This window comes from Pseudomonas sp. m6p (assembly GCF_055760375.1).
In genome coordinates this window covers 6,462,668-6,488,442 of record NZ_CM147084.1, presented here as the reverse complement: position 1 = coordinate 6,488,442, position 25,775 = coordinate 6,462,668, and the positions used below count along the sequence as shown (strand labels likewise).

Genomic DNA, 25,775 nt, shown 5'->3' with positions numbered 1-25,775 from the left:
CCCGTCCAGGTGGCCGCCACAAGGCTGACCACAGTGAAAATACTCAATAAATATGAAGAACGCTCGGCCACGCCGGCGCTTGGAAAGGCCATATCATCCGTGAATATGCGTTCCGACTCCAGCGCCAAAGCGTCGATCTACGCGTTAAATCGTAGTTCGACGCCTCTAGAGGGGCGTTTTCGCCTAATTGAGGTTTTCGACGAGCAGCGCATCCACCCGCTGAAAGCCCCTCGGGAGTTTATTCCCGCGACGTCCACGCTCACCTTTATAGTGTTCGAGATCGTCGGCCTTCAGCGACAGGGTCCGTTTTCCGGCCTGCAGCACCAAGGTAGCGCCTTCCGGAAGTACGGCGATGTCCGTGACGTATTCTTCGCGACTGGCCACACGCTCACCGGAAATACCGATGATCTTGTTGCCTTTGCCCTTCCCTAATTGTGGCAGATCGCTGATTTTGAAGATCAGCAGGCGACCTTCGGTCGTGACCGAGGCCAGCCAGTTCTGCTCACGATCGGCCACTGGGCGCGGCGCGATGACTTTGGCGTTGTTCGGCAGGCTCAACAGGGCTTTACCGGCCTTGTTTTTGGCTTGCAGGTCTTCACCCTTGACCACGAAACCGTAACCGGCATCGGAGGCGATCACGTACAACGCATCGTCTTCGGGCATCAGCACGCATTCGAACGTGGCGCCGGGCGGCGGAGTCAGACGACCGGTCAACGGCTCCCCCTGGCCTCGAGCCGACGGCAAGGTGTGCGCGGCCACCGAATAACTGCGACCGGTAGAATCGATAAACACCGCAAACTGGTTGGAGCGCCCCGCCGCCGAGGTCTTGAAACCATCGCCAGCCTTGTACGACAGGCCGGTGGCGTCGATATCGTGGCCCTTGGCCGAGCGGATCCAGCCCTTCTCGGACAGCACGACGGTGACCTTCTCGTTCGGCAGCAGATCGTGCTCGGTCAGCGCCTTGGCTTCGGCACGCTCGACGATCGGCGAACGACGATCATCACCGTAGGTTTCAGCGTCTTTCAGCAGCTCGGTACGCACCAGCTTCTTCAGCTTGGCTTCGCTGCCCAGCAAGGCTTGCAGCTTGGCCTGCTCCTTGAGCAGTTCGTCCTGCTCGTCGCGCAGCTTCATCTCTTCCAGGCGCGCCAACTGCCGCAACCGGGTGTCGAGGATGTAGTCGGCCTGGATTTCGCTGAGGGCGAAGCGCTCGATCAGCTTGGCTTTCGGATGCTCCTCGGTGCGGATGATGTGGATCACTTCGTCCAGATTGAGGTAAGCGATCAACAAACCGTCCAACAGGTGCAGGCGGCGCTCGACCTTGTCGAGGCGGAATTGCAGGCGACGACGCACGGTCAGTACGCGGAATTCCAGCCATTCGACCAGCAATGCCCGCAGGTTCTTCAGCTGCGGCTTGCCATCCAGACCGATGATGTTGACGTTGACCCGGTAGGTCGATTCCAGCTCGGTACTGGCGAACAGGTGCTGCATCAGCGCTTCGTGATCGACGCGGCTGTTGACCGGAATGATCACGATGCGGCACGGATTTTCGTGGTCGGATTCGTCACGCAGGTCGGCGATCTGTGGCGCTTTCGATGGCTTGGCCTGCATCAGCGCGGCGATCTGTTCCAGCACCTTGGCCCCGGAGACCTGATGCGGCAGCGCGGTGACGATGATGTCGCCGTCCTCGACGTGGTACACGGCGCGCATGCGCACCGAGCCCTTGCCGGTTTCGTACATTTTCAGCAGGTCGGCACGCGGGGTGATGATTTCCGCTTCGGTCGGATAGTCCGGGCCTTGAATGTGTTCGCAGAGCTGTTCGACCGTGGCTTTCGGCTCATCGAGCAGGCGCACGCAAGCGGTAGCGACTTCGCGCAGGTTGTGCGGCGGTACGTCGGTGGCCATGCCGACAGCAATGCCGGTGGTGCCGTTGAGCAGGATGTTCGGCAAACGTGCCGGCAGAACCAAGGGTTCCTGCAAGGTGCCGTCGAAGTTCGGCCCCCAGTCGGCCGTGCCCTGGCCCAACTCGCTGAGCAGCACTTCGGAATAGCGCGACAGGCGCGCTTCGGTATAACGCATGGCGGCGAAGGACTTCGGATCGTCCGGCGCACCCCAGTTACCCTGACCGTCAACCAGCGTGTAGCGATAGCTGAACGGCTGAGCCATCAGCACCATCGCTTCGTAGCACGCCGAGTCGCCGTGCGGGTGGAACTTGCCGAGCACGTCACCGACGGTACGCGCCGATTTCTTGTGCTTGGAATCGGCGTCCAGCCCCAGCTCGCTCATGGCGTAGACGATACGCCGCTGTACCGGTTTCAGACCGTCGCCGATATGCGGCAGGGCACGGTCCATGATCACGTACATGGAGTAGTTGAGGTAGGCATTTTCGGTGAAGTCAGCCAGCGAGCGGCGTTCTACACCGTCCAGGCTGAGATCAAGGGAGTCGCTCATGCGGGCCTCATCGGTTCGTTGTCTGGCGCAGCAGCATGGTGCCACCGCGCTGGGTGAATTCAAGTTTGTTCAGAGCGCTCATGCCGAGCAGCACCTGATCGCCATGCAGCCCCGGCGCCACCAGTGCGCGGACGTCCCGCAGCACGATGTCGCCCAGTTGCAGGCGCTCGATCTTTGTCCGGTAGCCCTGGCTCAGGCCGTTGGCCGTGCTCAGGGTCACACCGAAACCTTCTTCCAGTTTCAAGCGTTTGGCCAGATCCGCCGGGATCGCCACATCGGTCGCGCCGGTGTCGAGCATGAACTCCACCGGCTCACCGTTGATCTGGCCACTGGCGACGAAATGCCCTTGGGCATTGCCCGCCAGTTTTACTTCGACCACGCCGTCATGCTGCTCGGACGTGACCACCACGTTCGGATTCTGCTGACGTTCTTCCCACTGGCCGAAAAACCGTGTGGCCAGAAACAGTCCCGCGCACCAGGCCAGAATCATCAACACCCGGCCGGCGCGTTTGCCCGGCGGTTGCTGACTCACGGTTTGGCGCTCCAGCCACCTTCAGGCGCGGCGAAGCGCCAGACGATCGGCCGAACCTCACCGTCAGCCCGCGGGCCGAAATTATTGTCGACGCCGACCCACGCCCCCTCCGCATCAACGATCAGCGCCTCTTCCAACCCGAAGTTCTGCGAATAACGGCGGTTGGCCTGCAACAGTTCAGCAGCGTACGACCAGCAACGCTCGACCTTGGCGGTCTGCGCATCACGCCGACAAATCTGGAAGGCGTTGCGTTCAAGGGTAAACAATTTGCCGTTGAACAACGAAAGGTCGGAAAAGTCGCGGTCGACCGCTTTGGCGTGCGGGAACTGCGGCGGCTGCATCTCCTTGCCGCCCTCGCTGAGCAGCACGCAACGACCGTCGCAATCCCACACGGTCTGCTGACGCTTGATCAACAGCAAGCCACGGTTTTGCCGTTCCCCGGCCAGCCACATCTGATCGCCCGCCGGGTTGATCGCCAGACCTTCGAAGATCGCATTGAAATGCAGGAGCATGCCACTGGCCCGCGCTTCGCGAACCATCATCGGCGAAATCTTCAGCCAGTTGACCGGGCCGCTGACGGGCACTTGCAGGACCGCCGCGTGCCCCTCGCTGACAATGTAGCGATTGCCAGTGCTGTCGCAACTGATGCCTTCGAAATCCAGGTCGCCACCGCGCACGAACGACGCGGCCCAATTGCGCGAGCGCAACCCCCACGGCAAACCGGTCTCCGGCACCGGCGGCACGTCGATGTGCAAGGCTTCGGCCTGCCAGGCCTGATCGGCGGCATTGAGTCGATAGATCTGATCGTCATCACGGTCCGACACCGCCCACAACTCGCTGCCACACATGGCCAGCCCCGACAGGTTGCCGCCGCGCATGCCGTCGACCGGGTGTTCGGAGAGCACGCGCAGCTCCTGCAGCGGTTCGGCCGACACGCTCGTCGCACTCAGCAGCACGGCACCCGCCAAGGCCCAGCCAAACCGCATCAGGCCAGCACCTCGGCGAGGTTGCCCTTGGACTCGAGCCAGGTCTTGCGGTCACCGGCGCGTTTCTTCGCCAGCAGCATGTCCATCATTTCCGAGGTTTGGGCAAAATCGTCGCCCAGTGTCAGCTGCACCAGACGCCGGGTGTTCGGGTCCATGGTGGTTTCGCGCAGCTGCGGCGGGTTCATTTCACCCAGGCCTTTGAATCGGGTGACCTGTGGCTTGCCGCGTTTCTTCTCGGCCACCAGACGGTCGAGAATCCCGTCGCGCTCGGCTTCGTCGAGGGCGTAGTAGATCTCTTTGCCGAGGTCGATGCGGTACAGCGGCGGCATCGCCACGTAGACGTGCCCGGCATCCACCAGCGGGCGGAAATGCTGGACAAACAGCGCACACAGCAGCGTGGCGATGTGCAGACCGTCGGAGTCGGCGTCGGCGAGGATGCAGATCTTGCCGTAGCGCAGCTGGCTCATGTCCGTGGCGCCCGGATCGACACCGATGGCCACGGCAATGTTGTGCACTTCCTGGCTCGCCAGCACTTCGCTGCCGTCGACTTCCCAGGTGTTGAGGATCTTGCCGCGCAACGGCAGGATCGCCTGGAACTCCTTGTCCCGCGCTTGCTTGGCGGAACCACCGGCGGAATCACCTTCGACCAGGAACAGCTCGGAGCGCATCGGATCCTGCCCGGCACAGTCAGCCAGTTTGCCCGGCAGCGCAGGGCCCTGGGTGACGCGCTTGCGCTCGACTTTCTTGCTCGCCTTGAGGCGGCGACCGGCGTTGTTGATCGCCAGTTCGGCCAGCGCCAGACCGGTTTCCGGATTGGCGTTGAGCCACAGGCTGAAAGCGTCCTTGACCACGCCGGAAACGAACGCCGCCGCTTCACGGGACGACAGACGCTCTTTGGTCTGGCCGGAGAATTGCGGTTCCTGCATCTTCATCGACAGCACGAAAGCGATGCGTTCCCAGACGTCTTCCGGCGCCAGCTTCACGCCGCGTGGCAGCAGGCTGCGGAATTCGCAGAACTCGCGCATCGCGTCGAGCAGGCCCTGACGCAAACCGTTGACGTGAGTGCCGCCCTGCGCCGTCGGGATCAGGTTGACGTAGCTTTCCTGCACCGCGTCGCCACCTTCCGGCAGCCACAGCAGCGCCCAGTCCACCGCTTCTTTATTACCGGCCAGGCTGCCGCAGAACGGCTCGTCCGGCAGGCGTTCGAATTCGCTGACCGCGTCCACCAGATAGGAGCGCAGGCCGTCTTCGTAATGCCACTCGACTTTCTCGCCGGTGCCTTTGTCTTCGAAGCTGACCAGCAGCCCCGGGCAAAGCACAGCCTTGGCCTTGAGCACGTGCTTGAGGCGGCTGATGGAGAATTTCGGTGAATCGAAATATTTCGGATCCGGCGCGAAGTACACGCTGGTGCCGGTGTTGCGTTTGCCGACGGTACCGACGATTTCCAGTTCGGTGGCCTTGAAGCCATCCTTGAAAGTCATCTGGTATTCGTTGCCGTCACGCTTCACCCGTACCCGGACTTCGGACGACAAGGCGTTGACCACGGAAATACCCACCCCGTGCAGACCGCCGGAGAACTGGTAGTTCTTGTTGGAAAACTTGCCGCCCGCATGCAGCTCGGTGAGGATCAGCTCGACACCCGACACACCCTCTTCCGGGTGAATGTCGACCGGCATGCCGCGTCCGTCGTCACTGACTTCCAGCGAGTGGTCGGCGTGCAGAATCACCTGCACCGATTTGGCGTGGCCGGCCAGGGCTTCGTCGACACTGTTGTCGATGACTTCCTGGGCGAGGTGGTTCGGCCGACTGGTGTCGGTGTACATGCCGGGGCGTTTGCGCACCGGGTCGAGGCCCGAGAGGACTTCGATGGCGTCGGCGTTATAAGAGCTAGCGCTGGGAGTGGCCATAGGGTCTCGTCGTCAGTGATTCAATGAAAAAGGGGCAAGACGTCACAGTGCGGTGAAATCAATTGCCTGGTACAAATCGGCGCCAATGCCGGCAAAACTCAGCAACGCCGGCAATTGTCCGGCAAACCCTTGGAAACCATGGTCGCCGCCGGCCTGAATGCGCAAGGCGCAGGCCCGGTAATACTGCTGGGCGAGGCGATAATCCAGTGTTTCATCGCCGGTCTGCAACCACACCTGATAGCGCTGCGCATCCACGGGTGCCGGCACTTCCAGCTCGGCCAGGGCCGTCACATGGTCATGGGTCAGTTCCCAGGTCTCATCGGTATACAGGTTTTTCTGCGTGCCCAGGTAGCCATCGAACATCCGGTGCGGGCTGACCGCCGGGTTGACCAGCAGGGCTTTCAAGCCGTGGCGCTCAGCCAAGTGAGTCGCATAGTAGCCGCCGAGTGAGCTTCCCACCAGCAACGGCCGGCCCAGCTCGGCAATCGCCTGCTGCAACTGACCGATGGCTTCACGCGGGTGGTGATGCAGCGCCGGGACACGCAATTGCTCGCTCAAACCCAGCCGTTCCATCACCTCGACCAGCTGACAGGCCTTTTTCGAGGCCGGCGCGCTGTTGAAACCGTGGATATAGAGGATCGAACCGGACATTTGAGCTCCCTGAGTGTCGGCGAAAGATAGCGGAGTTTACAGGGAGTCAGGGAAGTCGTGGGTGTTTGTAAGGACACCTTCGCGAGCAGGCTCGCTCCCACATTGGATCTGTGTTGCGCGTAAATCCCATGTGGGAGCGAGCCTGCTCGCGAAAGCCGCGCCGTGGTCTTCAGTAACCGTTGGAACCGTAATCGACGGTGAATTCGAAGTCAGTCACGCGCTCGACACCGGTTTCCAGCCGCCCGTCCGGCAACAGCCGCAACCAGCGATACCCCGGGGCCTGTTCGCCGACCTTGAAGTCGTGACTGCCCGGTTCGAACTGGATGCAGGTCGACGGTGAGGCCATCAGCCGCACGCCGTTGCGTTCGCGGTCGATTTCCTGATGTACATGCCCCCACAGCACCGCGCGCGCCTGTGGAAAACGATCGAGCACGTCGAAGAATGCTTCGGGATTGCGCAAACCGATCGGGTCCGCCCAGGCACAACCCACCGGCACCGGATGATGATGGAAACACACCAGATGATGGCGCTCCGGCGCTTCGCTCAACGAACGGGCCAGCAACTGCAACTGATCATCCTGCAGATAACCCGGCACCGAGCCCGGCACCGCCGAATCGAGCAAGGTCACGCGCCAGTTACCGACATCGACCACCGATTCCAGCAACGCACTTTGCACCGCGGCCTGAGCCATGATTTGCGGTTCATCGTGATTGCCGGGAATCCAGCGCGCCGGCGCATCGATCTGCGCGGTCATCTGGCGAAACAGTTGATACGACTCAAGTGTTCCGTCCTGTGACAAATCACCCGTGGCCAGCATCAGGTCAATCCGCGGCTGCTGCCTGAGCACCAGTTCAATGACCTTTTGCAGACTCTCGCGGGTGTTCATGCCCAGCAGCGTGCCGTCCGCCTCGGCGAACAGGTGACTGTCGGATAACTGCACCAGCAACGCCGGATCGGCGGTGGTCAATGTGGATACGCTCGGCAAGGCGTTCTCCCAGGGCAAGAGCACGGAATCGGTTGAGTGCCGCAATTATGCTGGGGGATGGCGCAAAGGGGAAACCGGCGAACCGGACGCAGTTCACAACTAGCGTACGACTTCGTACTCGTGCCCCAGGGCCAGGCAATGGCTCAGCCATTCCCCCAGGAACAGATTGAGCTGGGCCTTTTCATCCGGCTGATGCATCGCGGCGTTCGGGTAAGGATAGATGCCACGAAAGCGTCGTGCATGTTCGGCGCTGATCACCTCGGCCATGCGCGCATCGTGATAGACCTGCACCTCCAGTTGCGGCACCGGCAACCACGGCAGACTGTGCTCCTGGCGCACCTGCAAAGTGGTGGTGTACGGGCAGGTCTGCAGCACTTCGAGGGCCAGCACGCCGAGCATCTGCTCGCCCTGAGTCACGGCGATGCGCCGCGCTTCGGGGTCGTTGCGCATGTCCGGCACCAGTCGCATCAGGCGCGCGTAGTTGGCCTCGCAGGCGGCTTGCAGCCCCGCAAGGTCAACTCGATAACGATCGCGCAGCTTGTTTACGACCATAACCCCCTCACTTCGGCGCGGTTCAGCGCCAGCCATTGCAAGGCGATGATGCTCGCCGCATTGGCAATGCGTCCGTCACGGACGGCCTGCAAGGCATCTTCAAAGGCCCAGACCGTAACGCGGATATCTTCTGCTTCTTCCTCCAGCCCGTGCAGGCCGCCTACGCCGTCGGTGCTGCAGTGCCCCAGGTACAAATGCACGAATTCGTTGCTGCCGCCCGGCGACGGAAAATATTTGGTCATCGGCCACAGGGCCTTGATGTCCAGTCCAGCTTCCTCCTGTGCCTCGCGGTGAGCAACTTCTTCCGGCACTTCAACTTTGTCGATCAGACCGGCGACCAGCTCAACCAGCCACGGGTTGTCGGTCTTGCCCATGGCCCCGACGCGAAACTGCTCGAGCAGCACCACTTCGTCACGCTGCGGATCGTACGGCAGCAGGCACACGGCATCGTGGCGCACGAAGACTTCGCGGTTGATCTCGCGGCTCATGCCGCCGGCGAACAGCTCATGGCGCAGGTGCAAACGGTCGAGCTTGTAGAAGCCCTCGTAGCAGCGCTCGCGCTTTACGACGTCGACGTTGGCCGGAGTGGCGTTGGCAAAATCTGTCATGAGCATCCTCTCTTACTGCAAATCCCGATACGAGGTGCCTTGTGGTGACCGGCAACCTCGACTTCGCGCCATCCTAACGCGCCGGTGATGATTGATGCAGCCCCTTTACCGTCAGCGGGATGGACGGTGGCGGCGAAACCCACTCTAATTAGCTTAGTGGCGAACTGACTGCCTCGGCGAGAGTCGAAGCGGATAACTTTTTGCCTTCCCCTGTTTCAGAAAGGACGCCCATGTCGCTTTTCAAAATTGCCTCCGTGGCCGCCATCGCCCTGACCCTGGGTGCCTGCGCCAACCTGTTCCAGCCCAACTACCGCACGCCGCTGGAAACCACCCGCGACGCCTCGGAAACCCTGAAACCCGGCTGTTCCAACCCCGATTGTCCGCTGGTGAATATCGATACCGTGCACTTCGCGGCCGAGCCTGCACTGGACGGCATTATCGAAAAGCGCCTGCTGCAAATGACCCGCACCGAGCAGAACGCAGCGGTCGCGCCAACCCTGGCGGCCTATCGTGATCAATTCCTGCGCACCGCCGGCCCGCGCAACAGCAGCTATCTGCAGGCCAAGGTACGCGAGCAGCATGACGGCTTGGTGATCATCGAACTGTCGAGCTACCTCGACACCGGCGGCGCCCATGGCACCCCGGGGCGCGGCTTCATCAACTACTCGCGTCAGCAGCACAAGGTGCTGAACCTGTCGGACATGTTGCTGCCGGGTCAGGAAGACGCGTTCTGGAAGGCTGCGCAGGTGGCGCACAACAGCTGGCTGATCAGCACCAAGCTCGATCAGGAAGCGGATTTCGTGAAGAGCTGGCCGTTCGTGAAAACCCCGAACGTGGCGCTGACCTACGGTGGCGTGATCCTCAAGTACGACGTGAGCACCATCGCGCCTTACGCACTGGGCCACGTCGAACTGAAGATTCCTTACCCGCGTCTGAACGGCATCCTCAAACCCGAGCTGTTTCCCGGCCGTAACTGAAAGCCCGGCCCAGCACCAGTTGCAACAGCCCTGCCAGCACCAGTGCCGGCAGGGTCGCGCCGACATCCGGATACAGATTCGCCAGCAAGTGGTAGGTGCTGATCCCGCCCAGCCACGCCAACAGCGCCGGCCAGCGCAATGCGGCTGACGCCACGTGGGCGCTGCGCTTACGCAGGATGAAGTGATCCACCAGCACTACGCCGAACAGCGGCGCGAACACCGAGCCGATCAGCAACAGGAAGTTCTGGTACTGCGCCAAGGGCGCCAGCAGTGCAATCAGAGTGCAGATCACGCCGATGGCCAAGGCCAGATGCTCGACCTTCAAACGCAACAGAATCCCGCTGGAAACCGCTGCCGAATGAATGTCGGCGAAAGCGTTTTCCGACTCATCCAGCAGAATCAGCAACAGCGGAATGCCCAGACCGGCCCCGGCCAGTGCCAGCAGCAACGCATTGACCTCACCGCTTGGCGCAAACGCCAGGGTGTAGGCCACGCCGAGGCTCATCAACCAGAAGTTGCCGACGAAGAAACCGATCGCCGTGCCGCCGAATACGTTTTTCGCGCGCTTGCCGAAACGCGAGTAATCGGCGATCAGCGGCAGCCACGACAGCGGCATCGCGATGGCAATATCGAAGCCCACGGCAAACGGCATCGAACCGTCCCCGGCACGCGCCCAGAGTGCCGCCAGATCCGCCTTGGCGAACAGATTCCAGGTCAGCCAGATGCACGCCGCCAGGATCAGCCAGATACCCCATTTGCGCAGGATCTTGCGCACGAACGTCAGCGGCCCGCTGACTGCGAGCAAGGTCGCCAGCGCACCGAAGCACAACGTCCAGAGCATCGGGCTGGCCCACAGCGAACCTTCGCTGAACGCGCGAGTGCCGAGCAGGCTGGCGGCATCGCGCATGACGATGATTTCGAACGAACCCCAACCGATCAGTTGCAGCAGATTGAGCAGTGCCGGCAGGCTCGCGCCTTTGCTGCCGAGGCTCAGTTTCAGCGCGGCCATCGACGACAGACCGGTGTCGCTGCCGATCACGCCGACGGCGGCCAGCAGCAACACGCCAACCAGGGTGCCGAGGAAGATCGCCAGCAGCGAGCCGGAGAGGCCCAGACCGGGCGCGAGCAACGCGCCGGTCTGCAACACCATCAGGCCGATGCCGAGGGAGAACCACAGGGAAAACAGATCGCGACCGCCAAATACTCGCTTGTCGGCGGATACGGCGAGGTCGGGGGAATAAGTGCCGGGTTGAATGCTCAAGGGTGTTATCTCAGAGGGACATTTGTTGTTGTGTGTGATCAAGCTGGCCCACTTGTGGCGAGGGGATTCATCCCCGATGGGCTGCGAAGCAGCCCCAAAACCTGAGAATGCGGTACATCTGAAGGACCCGGTTCTCAAAATTGCGACTGCTGCGCAGTCGATCGGGGATAAATCCCCTCACCACAAAAGATCAGTCAGGGATCAGACTTTTTTATACAGCTGACTGCCTTCCTTCTTGAACCGCTCGGCCTGTTCCGCCAGGCCCTGGGCGACGTCCACGTCGACCGCGTCGATCCGCTGGTTGGCTGCGTATTCGCGGACTTCCTGAGTGATCTTCATCGAGCAGAACTTCGGCCCGCACATCGAACAGAAATGCGCGACCTTGGCCGAGTCCTTCGGCAGGGTTTCGTCGTGATACGAACGCGCGGTGTCCGGGTCCAGACCGAGGTTGAACTGGTCTTCCCAACGGAATTCGAAACGCGCCTTGCTCAAGGCGTTGTCACGAATCTGCGCGCCCGGGTGTCCTTTGGCCAAGTCCGCTGCGTGGGCGGCGATCTTGTAGGTGATGATCCCGGTCTTCACGTCATCCTTGTTCGGCAGGCCCAAGTGCTCCTTCGGTGTCACGTAGCAGAGCATCGCGCAACCGAACCAGCCGATCATTGCCGCACCGATACCCGAGGTGATGTGGTCGTAACCCGGGGCGATGTCGGTGGTCAGCGGGCCGAGGGTGTAGAACGGCGCCTCGTCGCAGCACTCCAGCTGCTTGTCCATGTTTTCTTTGATCAACTGCATCGGCACGTGGCCCGGGCCTTCGATCATGCACTGCACGTCATGTTTCCAGGCGATCTTGGTCAACTCGCCGAGGGTTTCCAGTTCGCCGAATTGCGCTTCGTCGTTGGCGTCGGCAATCGAGCCCGGACGCAGGCCATCGCCCAGCGAGAAGCTGACGTCGTAGGCCTTCATGATTTCGCAGATTTCGTCGAAGTGGGTGTAGAGGAAGTTCTCTTTGTGGTGCGCCAGGCACCACTTGGCCATGATCGAACCACCACGGGACACGATGCCGGTCACGCGTTTGGCGGTCAGCGGCACGTAGCGCAACAGCACGCCGGCGTGGATGGTGAAGTAGTCGACGCCCTGCTCGGCCTGCTCGATCAGCGTGTCGCGGAACAGCTCCCAGGTCAGGTCTTCAGCGACGCCGTTGACCTTCTCCAGCGCCTGATAGATCGGCACGGTACCGATCGGCACCGGCGAGTTGCGGATGATCCACTCGCGGGTTTCGTGAATGTGTTTGCCGGTGGACAGGTCCATCACGGTGTCCGAGCCCCAGCGAATGCCCCAGGTCAGTTTCGCCACTTCTTCTTCGATGGACGAACCCAGGGCGCTGTTGCCGATGTTGCCGTTGATCTTCACCAGGAAGTTGCGGCCGATGATCATCGGTTCCAGTTCGACGTGGTTGATGTTGGCCGGAATGATCGCGCGACCACGGGCGATCTCTTCGCGGACGAACTCAGGGGTGATTTCTTTCGGGATGCTCGCGCCGAAGCTGTGGCCGGCGTGTTGCTGAGTCAACAGGCCGGCGGCGCGGGCCTCTTGCAGCTTCATGTTTTCGCGGATGGCGACGTATTCCATCTCGGCGGTGATGATGCCTTTGCGCGCGTAGTGCATCTGGCTGACGTTGGCCCCGGCCTTGGCGCGGCGCGGGTTGTTGACGTGGGCAAAACGCAGTTTGGTCAGCTCCGGGTCGGCCAGGCGCTCCTGACCGAAGTTGGAGCTCAGGCCTGGCAGACGCTCGGTGTCGCCACGGTCATCGATCCACGCCGAACGCACGTCGCCCAGACCTTTGCGCACGTCGATCACCACGTTCGGATCGGTGTACGGGCCGGAGGTGTCGTAGACGGTGACCGGCGCGTTGATTTCGCCACCGAAATCGGTCGGCGTCACATCGAGGGTGATTTCGCGCATCGGCACGCGGATGTCCGGGCGCGAGCCCTGAACGTAGACTTTTTGCGAACGGGTGAACGGCTGAACCGACTGCTCATCGACCTTGGCCGAGTCACTCAGGTTGATCGCGTTTTTAGATTTTGTAGTCATCACGGGCTCTCCAGACAGCATCCAGGCAGTGGATTGTCGGAGCAGAACCTGAAAGGCACGGACGCACCAGGAAAGGTGCTGTGCATCGTCGTCGAGCGTTCGATTGTCGAACAATTTCCCGGACGAAGCACAAGAGGACTCGCCGGGTGACGAGAAATCTTGTTCCCTACGCAGGCGCTAACCTGATCAGGTTCAACGGGATCCGAAATTATTCGATCTCAGCCTCATAGCAAGGCACCCCGACAAGAACCCGGCCAGTCTAGACACAACCGGCAAAGAACGCCAACACCGCGGCAAACACCATGATGAATGGCGCAATTACCGGGACTTGCAGGATTGTTGCCGCACGTTTGCACAACTACACTCGCTGTGCCCTGCGCACCTTGACGCTGTCGGGGCCGCGCCGTAGCCTTGGCGCGCACATTATTTTCGTAATATTTTTGCTAGGGATCGCCTCATGCTGCGCAAACTTTCACTGGCTCTTGCCGTGTCTTGTGCGTCCAACGCAATGGCCTGGGCAGCAGAAGCGCCCTTGTCGACCAAGACCGATCTGGTCAGCGTCTATCAGGAAGCCGTCGACAACAACGCCGATCTGGCCGCCGCGCGCGCCCAGTACGGCGCGCAGAAAGAAGTGGTGCCACAGGCCCGTGCCGGCTTGCTGCCGAACCTGTCCGGCGGCGCCGAAGTGGCGGATGTGCGCACCTCGATCGACCAGCCTTCAGCCATTGCCAATCGCAGCGCGCACTCCTATCAGGCGACCCTGGCCCAACCCTTGTTCCGTGCCGACCGCTGGTTCCAGTACCAGGCCGCCAAGGACGTCAACGAACAGGCCGCCCTGCAACTCTCGGCCAGCGAACAGAACCTGATCCTGCAATCAGCCGAAAGCTACTTCAACGTGCTGCGCAGTCAGGACAACCTGGCTTCGACCAAGGCAGAAGAAGCCGCGTTCAAGCGTCAGCTCGACCAGTCCAACGAGCGCTTCGATGTCGGCCTGTCAGACAAGACCGACGTCCTGCAATCACAAGCCAGCTACGACACCGCGCGTGCCAACCGGATCGTTGCCCAGCGTCAGGTCGACGATGCCTTCGAAGCGCTGATCACCCTGACTAACCGTCAGTACAACTCGATTCAGGGCATCGTCCATACGTTGCCGATCCTGCCGCCGACACCCAACGACGCCAAGGCCTGGGTCGACACCGCCGCCAAACAGAACCTCAATCTGCTGGCGAGCAACTTTGCGGTCAGCTCCGCCGAACAGACCCTCAAGCAGCGCAAGGCCGGCCACTTGCCGACCCTCGACGCCGTGGCCAAATACGAAAAGGGTGACAACGACGCCCTCGGCTTCGCCAACCCTAACGCCTTCGGCACGCCGTACGGTGGCAACGTCGATCAACGCACGCTGGCGTTGCAACTGAACATTCCGATCTACAGCGGCGGGCTGACCAGTTCGCAAGTGCGCCAGTCCTATGCGCAACTGGATCAGAGCGAACAGCAGCGCGAAGCCCTGCGCCGGCAGATCGTCGAAAACACCCGCAACCTGCACCGCGCGGTGAACACCGATGTCGAGCAGGTACAGGCGCGGCGCCAGTCGATCATTTCCAACCAGAGCGCGGTGGAGGCCACGGAAATCGGTTATCAGGTGGGGACGCGCAACATCGTCGACGTGCTCGATGCTCAGCGCCAGCTGTACACCTCGGTGCGCAACTACAACAACACCCGTTACGACTACATCCTCGACAACCTGCGCTTGAAGCAGGCGGCGGGGACGTTGAATCCGGGTGATCTGGAAGACCTGCGACGTTATTTGAAGGCCGACTACAACCCGGACAAGGATTTCCTCCCGCCGGATCTGGCCAAAGCCGCCGAAGCACAGCTCAAGGCACGGCCGTAAACAATCTGAATAAATCCCCTGTGGCGAGGGGATTTATCCCCGATTCGACTGCGCAGCAGTCGTAAACCCGGCTTACCCGATCTGACTGAATCACCGAGGTGAATGGTTTGGGGGCTGCTGCGCAACCCATCGGGGATAAATCCCCTCGCCACAATGTTCCAAGCGACTATTTGATCAACCGGCCCAGCCCATCCAGCAGCCGCTGCAACGCTCCCTGATTACGGCGCATCACCGCCAGTCCCGCCTCGGCCATGCGCTGGGCATCGCGCGGCAATTCGAACAGGCGCTGCACTTCCACCGCCAGCCCTTCGGCATCATCCACTTCAGCCAATGCCCCGGCTTCACGCAATTGCGCGGCGATGTCGAGGAAGTTGAACAGGTGCGGGCCGCTGAGCACTGGTTTTGCCAACGCTGCTGGCTCCAGCAGATTGTGTCCACCGTTCGGCACCAGACTGCCGCCAACGAAGGCGCTGTCCGCCAACGCGTAAAGAAACAGTAATTCGCCCATGGTGTCGCCGAGCAGCACCGCGGTGTTTGCCTCGACATTGGCACCGGTGGAACGACGCACCGTGGCAAAGCCTTCTCGCTGGCATAACTCGAACACCGAATTGAAACGCTCGGGATGACGCGGCACCAGAATCAGCAGCGCATTCGGGTAATTCGCCAGCAGGCGACGATGGGCGTCGAGCACCACTTCGTCTTCGCCTTCGTGGGTGCTGGCGGCGATCCACACCGGGCGCTCCAGCGCCTGCCATTGGCCGCGCAACTCATGGGCGCGCTGCAGCAGTTGCGGATCGATGGTCAGGTCGAACTTGATCGAACCGGTGACCTCGACCGTCTGCGGTCGCGCGCCGAGATCTCGGAAGCGCTGGGCTTCAGCCTCGGTCTGCACCGCGAAAAAACTCATTTCAGCGAGCATCGGCGCGGTCAGCTTGCTGAAGCGCCCATAGCCCCGCGCCGAACGCTCGGACAAACGACCGTTAGCCAGCGCCACCGGTATCCCGCGTTTGGCGCACTGATGAATGTGGTTGGGCCACAGTTCGGTTTCCATGATCACCGCGAGTTTCGGTTTGGCGTGATCAAGAAAACGCGCCGCTGCGCACGGCAAGTCGTATGGCAGATAGCAATGCTGGATGCGCGGCTCGCTGGCGAACAGCGCCTGAATCCGCTCCGATCCGGTCGGGGTCATGCAGGTCACGGTGATCGGCAGCTGTGGATAACGTTGCAGCAAGGCGCGAATCATCGGTGCAGCAGCGATGCTCTCTCCCACCGATACCGCATGCACCCAGATGCCTCCGGGTCGCAGTGACGGCATGCCATAAGAGAAGCGCTCGCCAATCCGTTTGGCATACGCCGGAGCCTTGCGCGAGCGCAGCCACAGCCGAATTGCCACCAATGGCAGCCCCAGGTAAAACAGCGCGGTGTAGAGAGTTCTATTCATGGCGGCGGAGTTTATCGACTTTTGTCGCCGATCGCCCGCAAGTGCACGGCAAAACGTTCCGCCAGCCACCTTGCCGCAGGGCCGAGAGGTTCGTCGCGGCGCCAGACCAGTTCCACCACCAGCGCCGGCGGCGTCCATTCACTGTCCAGCTCAACCATCAGGCCCTGATAGGCCGAATACTGCACCACATGCCGGGGCAGCCACGCCCAGCCGAGATCCCGCACCAGCCATTCGGCCATCACATAGAAACTGTCGGCACGCCATACCTGCGGGCTGGCTGGCTCGTTGCCGGGATAGACGCTGGTTTGCGTCGACATCAGCAATTGCCGATGCTGCGCCAGCTGCTGGCAGGTGACGTAGGACTGCGCCGCCAACGGATGATTGATACCGCAGACGGTGACCATTTCCACCCGCCCCAAGACCCGACGTTCCAGCGCTTCGGGGATTTCATCGTGATAGAACAGCAGGCCCAGATCGGCACGGCGTTCGACCAGTTTGCGCGCCACTTCGCCCTGAGCGGCGCTGGTCAGTTGCACTTCGAGGCTGGGAAATTGCCCGGCCAGCGCATCGAAGCTTTCCACCAGTGCCTGATAAGGCATGGCCTCGTCCTGGGCCACGCGCAACTGCGCTTCCTGACCGCGCATCATCGCCATCGCCCGACCGTTCAGACGCTCACATTGTCGCAACACTTCTCGCGCCTCTTCGAGCAGCGCCTCGCCGGCTTCGGTGAGCCGGGGCTGGCGACCACTGCTACGCTCGAACAGGCTGACGCCCAGATCATCTTCCAGCAGGGCAATCGCGCTGCTGATCGCTGACTGCGCCTTGCGCTGCTGGCGTGCTACGGCGGAGAACGAGCGCTGTTCGGCGACGCTGACGAAGGCGCGCAATTGTTCCAGATTCCACTGGGTATTCATCGATCGACCCATCTTCAAAACAGATAGGTAATGACTTTACCGCATCTGGAGAATCACTAGAATGCCGCCTCAGCAAGCAACGTTTTACATGAGGATCTACACATGAACGCCTACGCCTTCCTGGCTATCGCCATCTGCGCCGAAGTGATCGCCACCGTTTCGATGAAAGCGGTCAAAGGCTTGAGCACCCCGCTGCCGCTGATCCTGGTGATCGTCGGCTACGGGATTGCTTTCTGGATGCTGACGCTGGTGGTGCGCACTGTGCCGGTGGGTGTCGCCTACGCCGTGTGGGCGGGCATGGGCATCGTCATGGTCAGCGTCGCGGCGCTGTTCATTTATGGGCAGAAACTGGACGTGCCAGCGATGCTCGGGATGGCGCTGATCGTGCTCGGCGTGGTGGTCATCCAGTTGTTCTCCAAGACCGCAGGGCATTGAAGAAAAAGATCGCAGCCTTCGGCAGCTCCTACAGGGATATGCATTCCAATGTAGGTGCTGCCGAAGGCTGCGATCTTTTTTCGCCTCTGAGCTCCGATCCCCGAGTCTGTATACTGCGCCCTCGTCTTGAACACTGAGGTCGTTGCATGCCATCCGTTATTTCCACCGACGTTCTGATTGTCGGCGCTGGTGTCGCCGGCCTCTGGCTGAACGCGCGTCTGCGCCGCCAGGGTTTTTCGACCGTGCTGGTGGAAAGCGCCAGCCTCGGCGGCGGGCAGAGTGTGAAGTCCCAGGGCATCATCCACGGTGGCGCCAAATACGCGCTGCACGGTGCACTGACCGGCGCCTCGGAAGCCATCGCCGACATGCCGCGCCGCTGGCGTGAGGCGCTGGCCGGCAACGGCGAGCTGGACCTGTCCGGCGTGCGCGTGCTGTCCGAAGCGCATTACCTGTGGTCGCCCGGCACCCTCGCCGGCAACCTCACCAGTTTCTTCGCCAGTAAAGCCGTGCGTGGCCGCGTCGATCAGGTCAAGGGCGATCAACTGCCGCCGGCGCTGCAAGACAAGCGCTTCAAGGGCAAGGTCTATCGCCTCGCCGAGTTGGTGGTCGACGTGCCGAGCCTGATCCAGCGTCTGGCCGATCTGGCCGGCGACGGTCTGCTCGCCGGGCAAAACATCGAGCCGCTGCTGGAAGCCGGTGTGCTGGTCGGCCTGAAAGTCGACGGCCGCGAGATTCGTGCCCAGCGCATCGTCCTCAGCGCAGGGGCCGGCACCGCGCAGTTGCTGGAAGACCTGGGCCTGACCCAACCGGCGATGCAACGCCGACCGCTGCACATGATCATCGCCAAAGGCCCGAGCCTGAAGCCGTTGTACGCCCATTGCCTGGGTGGCGGCACCAAGCCGCGCATCACCGTCACGACTCACCCGGCCGCTGATGGCAACTGGGTCTGGTACCTGGGCGGCGACATTGCCGAGAGCGATGGTGTGGCCCGCGAGCCTGCCGAACAGATCGCCACCGCGCAGAAAGAACTCGGCCAATTGCTGCCGTGGATCGACCTGAGCCAGGTGCAATGGGCGACCTTGCGGGTGGATCGCGCCGAACCGCTGCAAACCGGTCTGACCCGCCCGGACAACGCTTTCCTTGCCGAGCAGGGTCGCCTGCTGGTGGGCTGGCCGACCAAACTGGCGCTGGCACCGGACTTTGCCGACCGGGTCATCGCCTCACTGGAGCGCGACGGCATTCAGCCGCAAGCTGCCGAAGCATTGCCGGCGCTGCCAAAACCACCGATGGGCGTACCGGCCTGGGAGCAATTGTTGCCATGAGCGTAGCGACCCTGCACGAACTGCATCGCCCGCTGGGCAGCACCGGCCTGCTGGTGTCCCCGCTGGGCCTGGGCACAGTCAAACTGGGCCGCGACCAGGGTGTGAAATACCCCAATGGTTTCCAGATCCCCGACGATGACGCGGCACGCTTGCTGCTCAATCAGGCCAAAGGTTTGGGCATCAACCTGATCGACACCGCTCCGGCTTATGGCCGCAGCGAAGAACGCCTCGGCCCTTTGCTGCGCGGCCAGCGACAGGACTGGGTGATCGTCAGCAAGGTCGGTGAAGAGTTTGCCGACGGCCTGTCGCGCCATGACTTCAGTGCGGCGCATACGCGGATGTCGGTCGAGCGCAGCCTGCAACGTCTTGAAACCGATTTTATCGACCTGGTGCTGGTGCACTCCGACGGCAACGATCTGGCGATCCTCGAGCACGAAGAGGTCTACGCCACCCTTGCCGCACTCAAGGCCGAGGGCAAGATTCGCGGGTTCGGTTTGTCCGGCAAAACCGTCGAGGGCGGGCTCAAGGCGCTGGAGCAAGGGGACTGCGCGATGGTCACCTACAATCTGAACGAACAGCACGAGAAGGCAGTCATTGACTATGCTGCTGCCCACGGCAAAGCCATTCTGGTGAAGAAGGCCCTGGCCAGCGGCCATGTGTGCCTGAGCCCCGGCGTGGATCCGGTACGCGCCAGCTTCGAGCTGTTGTTCCAGCAGCCCGGCGTGGCCAGTGCTATTGTCGGGACGATCAATCCGCTGCACCTCGCCCATAACGTTGCGACCGTTGCCCAGGTCCTTCGTGGTCACTGACGCCGCCCCGCGGCCTTAAGCAGGAGCCGACATGCCGCGTACGCTCATCAGAAAGAACCCGAGCAACTTCAAGACACTGCCGCTGTTCGTCGAGGCCACGCCCGAGGGTCTGAGCTATCAGAGCGTCGGCATGCCGCTGAATTTCGCCCAGACCTTGCAGCGGCGCAAACCGGTGAGCGTGGCGGATGCCGAGCGCTTCGCGGTGGAACTGGCCAACCTCGGGGTCTCGGTGCGCCTGACCCTGCATTGGCAGAATCGCGACTACTGGGTGCTGGTGCGCCAGCGTCGGCAGGATCGCGGCGACGTGGTGCTCAAGCTGATTTCCGGTTACGTGCCAGCCCATGAGCTGAACATCCCGCTGCACACCGCGATTCAAGAGATTGCCGAAGAGTGCCTGCTGGAAACCCCGGAGGGCTGGCTCGGCGGGCGATTCAACGACACGTGGCTGCCCGCGCCCTACTCGTCCGCCCTGCATTATCGCGAAGCGCTGCCGTTTCGCCTGACGCCGTTGTCCGGCTCGGCGCGGCCGGTGCGCTGCGCCAATCTGCAATTGCTCGAACGGCCCCGGGCCTATGTGCATTTGCCCACCGCGTCGCTGCAACTGATCTACGACCTGCGCCTGGAAGTACCAAAAGAAGCCAAATCGCTGAGCCTGTTTCATGTCGATGAGCGGCTGGAAGGTGATCAACTGGTGGCGCGCCTGGACCGCAAGCGTCCGGATCTGTACCTGATGCCGTTGCAGGATGGTGAGCCGCTGGCTGAGCTGTACACCTTGAAGAAAGGTCAGCTGTCTCCGGCCGGCACGCGCGGTCTGTATCTGGCCGAAAGTTTTGCCAGACAGGATGGCTGGCTGGTGCGCGAGGAGCGGATTCGCTGGAAGGACTGGCTGCGCCAGCAAGGCCTGACGCCGCCGGAGAAACCCACGGGCCTGGCGCGGTTGCGCGGCAAGGCGAAGCAACTGCTGAAGAAGATCGTACCGCGCAAGAAAGTCAGTTCCTGAAACGCAAAAGATCGCCGCTTGCGGCAGCTCCTGCAGGGAAGCGCATTCCAATGCAGGAGCTGCCGCAGGCGGCGATCTTTTTACTTGAATCAGTGACCGCGAATTTTCTCCACGATCGCCGTGGTCGAGCTGTTTTCCACCAGCCCCAGCACTTTCACCGTGCCGCCGTAAGCCTTGACGATGTCGGCGCCGACCACCTGGTCGATACCGTAATCACCACCCTTGACCAACACATCCGGTTTGACTTCGCGCAGCAGGTTTTCCGGGGTGCCTTCCGGGAAGCTGATCACCCAGTCCACCGCGCCGAGGCCGGCGAGGACCGCCATGCGGCGGTCGACACTGTTGATCGGACGCCCCGGCCCTTTCAGGCGGCTGACCGAGGCGTCATCGTTGATCGCCACGATCAGACGGTCGCCCTGGGCGCGCGCCTGCTCGAGGTAGGTCACGTGCCCGGCGTGCAGAATGTCAAAGCAGCCATTAGTGAAGACGATGCGCTCGTTATGCGCGCGAGCATCGGCCACTGCCAGTACCAGTTGCTCCAGCCCCAGCACACCGCGTTCCGAACCTTCTTCACGCTGGATCGCGCGACGCAGTTCCGGAGCGCTGATCGCTGCAGTACCGAGCTTGCCGACCACAATACCGGCGGCCAGGTTGGCCAGCGCCACCGCGTGCGGCAGTTCTTCACCGGCAGCAATTGCCGCCGCGAGGGTGGAAATCACCGTGTCACCGGCACCGGTCACATCGAACACTTCACGGGCACGGGCCGGCAGGTGCAACGCCGGATGCTCCGGACGCAGCAGGGTCATGCCGTGTTCGCCACGGGTGACCAGCAGCGCGCCGAGTTCGAGATCGTGCATCAGGGCGGCGCCCTTGCTCACCAGCTCGTGCTCATCGGCGCAACCACCGACGATGGCTTCGAATTCGCTGAGGTTCGGCGTGATCAGGCTGGCGCCACGGTAAATCGAAAAATCCTTGCCCTTGGGATCGGCCAGCACCGGAATGCCTTTGGCCCGGGCCGCCTGAATCAGGGCCTGATGGTTCTTCAGCGCGCCTTTGCCGTAGTCCGACAGCACCAGCACTTTGATGCCCTCAAGCAGATCATCGACCTGCGAGGCCAGGGCCAGCGCATCGGTGGCAAACGGTTCTTCGAAGTCGATACGCAGCAATTGCTGGTGCCGGCTCATGACCCGCAGTTTGACGATGGTCGGCTGATGCGCGATGCGCTGGAACAGGGCACGCACGCCCGCGCCCTTGAGACTGTTGCTCAGGCTGTCGGCGGCTTCGTCATCACCGGTCACTCCGACCAGCGACGCCGGCGCACCCAGCGCGGCAATGTTCAAGGCAACGTTGGCAGCACCGCCCGGACGGTCTTCGATTTGCTCGACTTTTACGACCGGAACCGGTGCCTCAGGGGAAATCCGTGAGGTTCCACCATGCCAGTAACGGTCGAGCATGACATCGCCGACCACCAAGACTGGCGCTTGATCGAATCGCGGCATGGACAACTTCATGGAGCAACCCACATACAAAATGAACAGGGGCGCGATATTAACACAGGGATGGCGCAGGCTTGAGTGCAGCCTGCAACAGGATGAAACAGTCCGTTACTTTGCTCATTTTTTGAGCACCAGCGCCGCCAGTTGCTCACAGGATTCGGACAACTCCAGCGCCTCGGTGTCGATCTGCCACTCGGCTGCCAATGGCGCTTCGTAAGGACTGTCCACGCCCGTAAAGTGCTTGACCCTTCCTTCCCGCACGGCCTGATACAACCCTTTCGGATCGCGACGGGCGCAGACTTCCAGCGAAGTGCTGACGTGCACTTCGATGAAATCACCTTGGGCAAACAACCTGCGCGCAGCGTCGCGCTCGGTGCGGAACGGCGAAATGGCCGCAACGATCACAATCAGCCCGGCGTCGACCATCAACCGCGCCACCTCGGCCATACGCCGGATGTTTTCCCGGCGGCAGAGGTCGCTCATGCCCAGGTCGCGGCACAGGCCATTGCGCACATTGTCGCCATCGAGCAGAAAGGTGTGCAGACCCGACGCATGCAGGTGCAGTTCGAGGGCATTGGCCAAGGTTGACTTACCGGCGCCGGAAAATCCGGTCAGCCACAGGCAGCGTGGGCGTTGCGCCTTGAGCGCTGCGCGGGCCTGATGTGACAACGCCAGACCGTAAGGCCGAATGGCCGGAGCTTGCATCGGCATTGACAGGTACTCATTCATAACCGAGCAACTCGTAATCACGCTGATAAACCCGACGCACCAGTCGCCGGGTGCGCACCGTACAGAACTCCCGCGCCGGCATCGTTTGCCTTTCCCGCGAGCCGTTAACGTGAGGCAACTCGCCAGTCAGCCCCAACTGTTCGCAAACCAGACGAAAATCCCGCGCCAGGTGCTCCTGATAACCGATGAAGTCCAGCGCCAGATGCCCCAGCGAATCGGTAAGAAAGTCGGTCTGTGCCGCAAAGTGCAATTGCCGGGCAATCGTTTCCGGATGCAACCAGCGTGCGACAAAATCGTCGAAATCCCGGTACTGCCGCACCAACTGCTGCGCCGAATGGTCACGCGCGCTCAACTCGTTGCCACGCAAAAAGGCGTAGGCCGAATAGGCGCGCTCCAGCGGGTCGCGGACAAAGGCGAACTTGAAGGCGTTGGCGAACTGCTCGGGGAATTGCTCTTCGTACCAGTACAACGGCAAGTGCCCGGGACGCCAGCCGTCGAACAACGCCGTGCAAACGCTGCTGCCGGCACATTTCGGGACATGGATGAACAGGCAGGAGCGCTGCTGGAAGGGCTGGGGAAACGTCAGGTTGGCCGACATCGACTTGTTCACCACCTGCCGATCGACCACCGACAGGCGCCCGAGCAGAAAGGCTCGCTGCGGCTTGGGCAGCAGTTTCCAGAGATAGCGTTGCAACATGAAAGCACCCGCGCGACGGGGATGGCCCCCTCGATAAAAGTCAGAGTTCAGTGAGGAACCTTAACAAGCGCGGTGTCCGGATTTATTCCGGTTTGGTCAAGAAGGGTAAAGGTCTGGATACAAACGACTGTGGGAGCGAGCCTGCTCGCGATAGCGGGTGAACATACGACACGGACGTCGTCTGTTGCAGTGCTTTCGCGAGCAGGCTCGCTCCCACAGGGCAGGGCCTGGAATCAGGCGATATCTTCGGCCGGCGCATCCAGGCCCATGGCGTTGAGGCGCGCGTAGTAACCATTTTGCGCCAGCAACTGATCATGGGTACCACGCTCGACAATCCGCCCCTGATCCATGACCAGAATCAGATCGGCCTTCTCGATGGTCGACAGACGGTGGGCGATCACCAGTGTGGTGCGACCCTTCATCACCTGATCCAGCGCGGCCTGAATATGCCGTTCGGATTCGGTGTCGAGCGCGGAAGTAGCCTCGTCGAGAATCAGCAGCGGCGCGTTCTTGAGCAGCGCGCGGGCAATTGCCAGACGCTGGCGCTGGCCACCGGAAAGCAAGACGCCGTTCTCGCCGACCTGGGTGTCCAGGCCTTGCGGCAGTTGCGAAATGAAGTCCATCGCGTAGGCATCACGCGCGGCTTTCTCGATGTCTTCGCGTGGCGCACCGGCCAGATCGCCATAAGCGATGTTATTGGCCACGGTGTCGCTGAACAGGGTGACGTGCTGGGTCACCTGGGCGATATGACGGCGCAGGTTGAGCAGCTTGTACTGCTCGATTTCCACATCGTCGATAAGGATTTCACCCTTGTCGTGGTGATAGAAACGTGGAATCAGGTTGGCCAGCGTTGACTTGCCGCTGCCCGACCGCCCTACCAGTGCGACCATCTGCCCCGGCTGGACCGAGAAGCTGATGTCGTCCAGCACCTGACGCTCGGTGCCCGGGTAGGTGAAGCTCAGGTTGCGCACGTCCAGGCGACCGCTCACCGAATCGCGCTCGACGGTGCCCGTATCGACTTCCGGCTCGACGTCCAGTTGCTCGAAGATGCTTTCGGCACCGGCCACGCCTTTCTGGATGGTCGAGCTGACCTCGGACAATTGACGGATCGGCTTGGGCAGCAGACCTGCCAGGGTGATGTAGGCGACCATGTCACCGGCCGAGGCGTCACCGCGCAGGAACAGCACGAGGAACATCAGCACCGCCATGGCGGTGTAGATCACCAGTTGCAGCATCGGCGTGTAGATTGCGCCGGTACGGGTCATGCGCAGTTGCTTGTCGGTGTTGCTCTGGCTGGCGTTGAGGAAACGTTGCTCTTCGTAAGCCTCGCCGCCGAAGCTGCGCACCACGCGATAACCCTGGATGGTTTCCGAGGCCACATGCGTGACATCGCCCATCGCCAGCTGGATCTTCTTGCTCTGCTTGCGGAATTTCTTGCTGGCGGTGCGCACCATTACGGCGATGAGCGGCAGGATCGCGACCATCACCAGAGTCAGCTTCCAGTTCATGAACAGCAGCGAGGCAAACAGGAAGATCACCGTCATGCCTTCACGGATTACGACCTTGATCGCATCTGTTGCCGCCCCCGTGACCATGGTCACGTTGAAGGTGATACGCGAAATCAGATGACCGGAGTTATGCTTGTCGAAATAGCGGTTGGGCAGCACCAACAGGTTGTTGAACAGCTGCACACGCAAGTCATGCACCAGCCCCAGGGAAACCTTGGCCAGGAAGTAGTTGCCAAGATACGAACCCAGCCCCTGCCACGCGGCGATCAGGATGATCAGCAGCGGGACGGCCTGCAGCAGTTGCAGGTCACGCAGGTAGGGCACGGAGGGAAACAGCACCGCTTCAGGATTGGACAGGCCATCGACAAAGTACTTGAGGATGTAGCCGAGCATCGGCTGCGTCGAGGCGAAAATCAGAAAGCCGACGATGCTGATCAGGAACAGACTGATGTACGGCCGGACGTAGCCGAGCAGGCGGAAGTAGATTTTCAAGCTCGAAGGGCTTGCGGCGGGACTGGAGTCGGTCATATCACGC

22 protein-coding genes and 1 riboswitch are annotated in these 25,775 nt (G+C 61.7%); of the genes, 6 read left to right on the top strand and 16 right to left on the bottom strand.

The window, feature by feature from the left end; genetic code table 11:
- Positions 1-183 precede the first annotated feature (183 nt).
- The 8 genes from parC to ACYZUM_RS29535 form a co-directional block, all read right to left on the bottom strand.
- Positions 184-2,448, bottom strand: a complete 2,265-nt coding sequence (gene parC, locus ACYZUM_RS29570; RefSeq protein ID WP_003221074.1) for a DNA topoisomerase IV subunit A — start codon at positions 2,446-2,448, stop codon at positions 184-186.
- Positions 2,449-2,455: 7 nt separating this feature from the next.
- A complete protein-coding gene (locus ACYZUM_RS29565) occupies positions 2,456-2,980 on the bottom strand; it encodes a retropepsin-like aspartic protease family protein (protein WP_041065757.1) in 525 nt (174 codons plus the stop codon).
- On the bottom strand, positions 2,977-3,966 hold the full coding sequence (locus tag ACYZUM_RS29560) for an esterase-like activity of phytase family protein (protein ID WP_108181501.1): 990 nt from the start codon (positions 3,964-3,966) through the stop codon (positions 2,977-2,979). The genes ACYZUM_RS29565 and ACYZUM_RS29560 overlap by 4 nt, the downstream gene beginning before the upstream one ends.
- On the bottom strand, positions 3,966-5,873 hold the full coding sequence (gene parE, locus ACYZUM_RS29555; RefSeq protein ID WP_142579699.1) for a DNA topoisomerase IV subunit B: 1,908 nt from the start codon (positions 5,871-5,873) through the stop codon (positions 3,966-3,968). Before parE ends, ACYZUM_RS29560 begins: the two co-directional genes overlap by 1 nt.
- Before the next feature lie 42 nt (positions 5,874-5,915).
- On the bottom strand, positions 5,916-6,524 hold the full coding sequence (locus ACYZUM_RS29550) for a YqiA/YcfP family alpha/beta fold hydrolase (RefSeq protein ID WP_047290961.1): 609 nt from the start codon (positions 6,522-6,524) through the stop codon (positions 5,916-5,918).
- Positions 6,525-6,693: 169 nt separating this feature from the next.
- A complete protein-coding gene (gene cpdA, locus ACYZUM_RS29545) occupies positions 6,694-7,509 on the bottom strand; it encodes a 3',5'-cyclic-AMP phosphodiesterase (protein WP_108181500.1) in 816 nt (271 codons plus the stop codon).
- Between the two features lie 99 nt (positions 7,510-7,608).
- Positions 7,609-8,061 (bottom strand): DUF1249 domain-containing protein, encoded by a 453-nt coding sequence (locus ACYZUM_RS29540; RefSeq protein ID WP_007967395.1) that lies wholly within the window; start codon positions 8,059-8,061, stop codon positions 7,609-7,611.
- Entirely contained in the window at positions 8,052-8,669 is a 618-nt protein-coding gene (locus tag ACYZUM_RS29535) for an NUDIX domain-containing protein (protein WP_041065772.1), read from the bottom strand. Before ACYZUM_RS29535 ends, ACYZUM_RS29540 begins: the two co-directional genes overlap by 10 nt.
- 230 nt (positions 8,670-8,899) lie before the next feature.
- Between ACYZUM_RS29535 and ACYZUM_RS29530 the strand changes: the two genes are divergently transcribed.
- Positions 8,900-9,646: an RsiV family protein gene (locus ACYZUM_RS29530; RefSeq protein WP_041065775.1), complete on the top strand. Its 747-nt coding sequence runs from the start codon at positions 8,900-8,902 to the stop codon at positions 9,644-9,646.
- Here the strand turns inward: ACYZUM_RS29530 and cytX are convergent.
- Together cytX and thiC are read right to left on the bottom strand one after the other, a co-directional pair.
- The gene (cytX, locus tag ACYZUM_RS29525) at positions 9,615-10,907 is read right to left on the bottom strand and encodes a putative hydroxymethylpyrimidine transporter CytX (RefSeq protein ID WP_108181499.1); all 1,293 of its coding nucleotides are present in this window, start codon (positions 10,905-10,907) and stop codon (positions 9,615-9,617) included. The genes ACYZUM_RS29530 and cytX overlap by 32 nt on opposite strands.
- A gap of 201 nt (positions 10,908-11,108) precedes the next feature.
- The gene (thiC, locus tag ACYZUM_RS29520; protein WP_041065780.1) at positions 11,109-12,998 is read right to left on the bottom strand and encodes a phosphomethylpyrimidine synthase ThiC; all 1,890 of its coding nucleotides are present in this window, start codon (positions 12,996-12,998) and stop codon (positions 11,109-11,111) included.
- 146 nt (positions 12,999-13,144) lie between these two features.
- A riboswitch (TPP riboswitch) is annotated at positions 13,145-13,250 on the bottom strand.
- A gap of 205 nt (positions 13,251-13,455) precedes the next feature.
- Here thiC and ACYZUM_RS29515 point away from each other — a divergent pair.
- A complete protein-coding gene (locus ACYZUM_RS29515) occupies positions 13,456-14,889 on the top strand; it encodes a TolC family outer membrane protein (protein ID WP_041065783.1) in 1,434 nt (477 codons plus the stop codon).
- Positions 14,890-15,055: 166 nt separating this feature from the next.
- Here ACYZUM_RS29515 and waaA read toward each other — a convergent pair whose 3' ends face one another.
- Positions 15,056-16,330, bottom strand: a complete 1,275-nt coding sequence (gene waaA, locus ACYZUM_RS29510; protein WP_108181498.1) for a lipid IV(A) 3-deoxy-D-manno-octulosonic acid transferase — start codon at positions 16,328-16,330, stop codon at positions 15,056-15,058.
- A gap of 11 nt (positions 16,331-16,341) precedes the next feature.
- Complete coding sequence (locus ACYZUM_RS29505; protein ID WP_108181497.1) at positions 16,342-17,244, bottom strand: LysR family transcriptional regulator; 903 nt, start codon at positions 17,242-17,244, stop codon at positions 16,342-16,344.
- Between the two features lie 102 nt (positions 17,245-17,346).
- Between ACYZUM_RS29505 and ACYZUM_RS29500 the strand changes: the two genes are divergently transcribed.
- The 4 genes from ACYZUM_RS29500 (at position 17,347) to ACYZUM_RS29485 (ending at position 20,810) form a co-directional block, all read left to right on the top strand.
- Positions 17,347-17,679, top strand: coding sequence for a DMT family transporter (locus ACYZUM_RS29500; protein WP_003221050.1), 333 nt, complete (start codon positions 17,347-17,349; stop codon positions 17,677-17,679).
- Between the two features lie 146 nt (positions 17,680-17,825).
- On the top strand, positions 17,826-19,001 hold the full coding sequence (locus tag ACYZUM_RS29495) for an NAD(P)/FAD-dependent oxidoreductase (RefSeq protein WP_108181496.1): 1,176 nt from the start codon (positions 17,826-17,828) through the stop codon (positions 18,999-19,001).
- Complete coding sequence (locus ACYZUM_RS29490) at positions 18,998-19,810, top strand: aldo/keto reductase (protein WP_108181495.1); 813 nt, start codon at positions 18,998-19,000, stop codon at positions 19,808-19,810. The genes ACYZUM_RS29495 and ACYZUM_RS29490 overlap by 4 nt, the downstream gene beginning before the upstream one ends.
- Positions 19,811-19,841: 31 nt before the next feature.
- On the top strand, positions 19,842-20,810 hold the full coding sequence (locus ACYZUM_RS29485) for a hypothetical protein (protein ID WP_041065799.1): 969 nt from the start codon (positions 19,842-19,844) through the stop codon (positions 20,808-20,810).
- Positions 20,811-20,899: 89 nt separating this feature from the next.
- Here the strand turns inward: ACYZUM_RS29485 and hldE are convergent, their stop codons facing one another.
- The 4 genes from hldE to msbA form a co-directional block, all read right to left on the bottom strand.
- Entirely contained in the window at positions 20,900-22,321 is a 1,422-nt protein-coding gene (gene hldE / locus ACYZUM_RS29480; protein WP_041065802.1) for a bifunctional D-glycero-beta-D-manno-heptose-7-phosphate kinase/D-glycero-beta-D-manno-heptose 1-phosphate adenylyltransferase HldE, read from the bottom strand.
- A gap of 102 nt (positions 22,322-22,423) precedes the next feature.
- Positions 22,424-23,035, bottom strand: a complete 612-nt coding sequence (gene cysC, locus ACYZUM_RS29475; RefSeq protein ID WP_108181494.1) for an adenylyl-sulfate kinase — start codon at positions 23,033-23,035, stop codon at positions 22,424-22,426.
- Positions 23,028-23,732, bottom strand: a complete 705-nt coding sequence (locus ACYZUM_RS29470; RefSeq protein ID WP_108181493.1) for a sulfotransferase family 2 domain-containing protein — start codon at positions 23,730-23,732, stop codon at positions 23,028-23,030. The genes cysC and ACYZUM_RS29470 overlap by 8 nt, the downstream gene beginning before the upstream one ends.
- A 233-nt stretch (positions 23,733-23,965) precedes the next feature.
- Entirely contained in the window at positions 23,966-25,768 is a 1,803-nt protein-coding gene (msbA, locus tag ACYZUM_RS29465; protein ID WP_041065811.1) for a lipid A export permease/ATP-binding protein MsbA, read from the bottom strand.
- Positions 25,769-25,775: the final 7 nt, after the last annotated feature.

Bases quoted from the DNA above. Each gene is read 5' to 3' on its own strand.
- parC (WP_003221074.1), bottom strand. From the start codon at position 2,448: ATGAGCGACTCCCTTGATCTCAGCCTGGACGGTGTAGAACGCCGCTCG.
- ACYZUM_RS29560 (WP_108181501.1), bottom strand. From the start codon at position 3,966: ATGCGGTTTGGCTGGGCCTTGGCGGGTGCCGTGCTGCTGAGTGCGACG.
- parE (WP_142579699.1), bottom strand. From the start codon at position 5,873: ATGGCCACTCCCAGCGCTAGCTCTTATAACGCCGACGCCATCGAAGTC.
- ACYZUM_RS29550 (WP_047290961.1), bottom strand. From the start codon at position 6,524: ATGTCCGGTTCGATCCTCTATATCCACGGTTTCAACAGCGCGCCGGCC.
- ACYZUM_RS29540 (WP_007967395.1), bottom strand. From the start codon at position 8,061: ATGGTCGTAAACAAGCTGCGCGATCGTTATCGAGTTGACCTTGCGGGG.
- ACYZUM_RS29535 (WP_041065772.1), bottom strand. From the start codon at position 8,669: ATGACAGATTTTGCCAACGCCACTCCGGCCAACGTCGACGTCGTAAAG.
- ACYZUM_RS29530 (WP_041065775.1), top strand. From the start codon at position 8,900: ATGTCGCTTTTCAAAATTGCCTCCGTGGCCGCCATCGCCCTGACCCTG.
- thiC (WP_041065780.1), bottom strand. From the start codon at position 12,998: ATGACTACAAAATCTAAAAACGCGATCAACCTGAGTGACTCGGCCAAG.
- ACYZUM_RS29515 (WP_041065783.1), top strand. From the start codon at position 13,456: ATGCTGCGCAAACTTTCACTGGCTCTTGCCGTGTCTTGTGCGTCCAAC.
- waaA (WP_108181498.1), bottom strand. From the start codon at position 16,330: ATGAATAGAACTCTCTACACCGCGCTGTTTTACCTGGGGCTGCCATTG.
- ACYZUM_RS29505 (WP_108181497.1), bottom strand. From the start codon at position 17,244: ATGAATACCCAGTGGAATCTGGAACAATTGCGCGCCTTCGTCAGCGTC.
- ACYZUM_RS29500 (WP_003221050.1), top strand. From the start codon at position 17,347: ATGAACGCCTACGCCTTCCTGGCTATCGCCATCTGCGCCGAAGTGATC.
- ACYZUM_RS29495 (WP_108181496.1), top strand. From the start codon at position 17,826: ATGCCATCCGTTATTTCCACCGACGTTCTGATTGTCGGCGCTGGTGTC.
- ACYZUM_RS29490 (WP_108181495.1), top strand. From the start codon at position 18,998: ATGAGCGTAGCGACCCTGCACGAACTGCATCGCCCGCTGGGCAGCACC.
- ACYZUM_RS29485 (WP_041065799.1), top strand. From the start codon at position 19,842: ATGCCGCGTACGCTCATCAGAAAGAACCCGAGCAACTTCAAGACACTG.
- hldE (WP_041065802.1), bottom strand. From the start codon at position 22,321: ATGAAGTTGTCCATGCCGCGATTCGATCAAGCGCCAGTCTTGGTGGTC.
- cysC (WP_108181494.1), bottom strand. From the start codon at position 23,035: ATGAATGAGTACCTGTCAATGCCGATGCAAGCTCCGGCCATTCGGCCT.
- ACYZUM_RS29470 (WP_108181493.1), bottom strand. From the start codon at position 23,732: ATGTTGCAACGCTATCTCTGGAAACTGCTGCCCAAGCCGCAGCGAGCC.
- msbA (WP_041065811.1), bottom strand. From the start codon at position 25,768: ATGACCGACTCCAGTCCCGCCGCAAGCCCTTCGAGCTTGAAAATCTAC.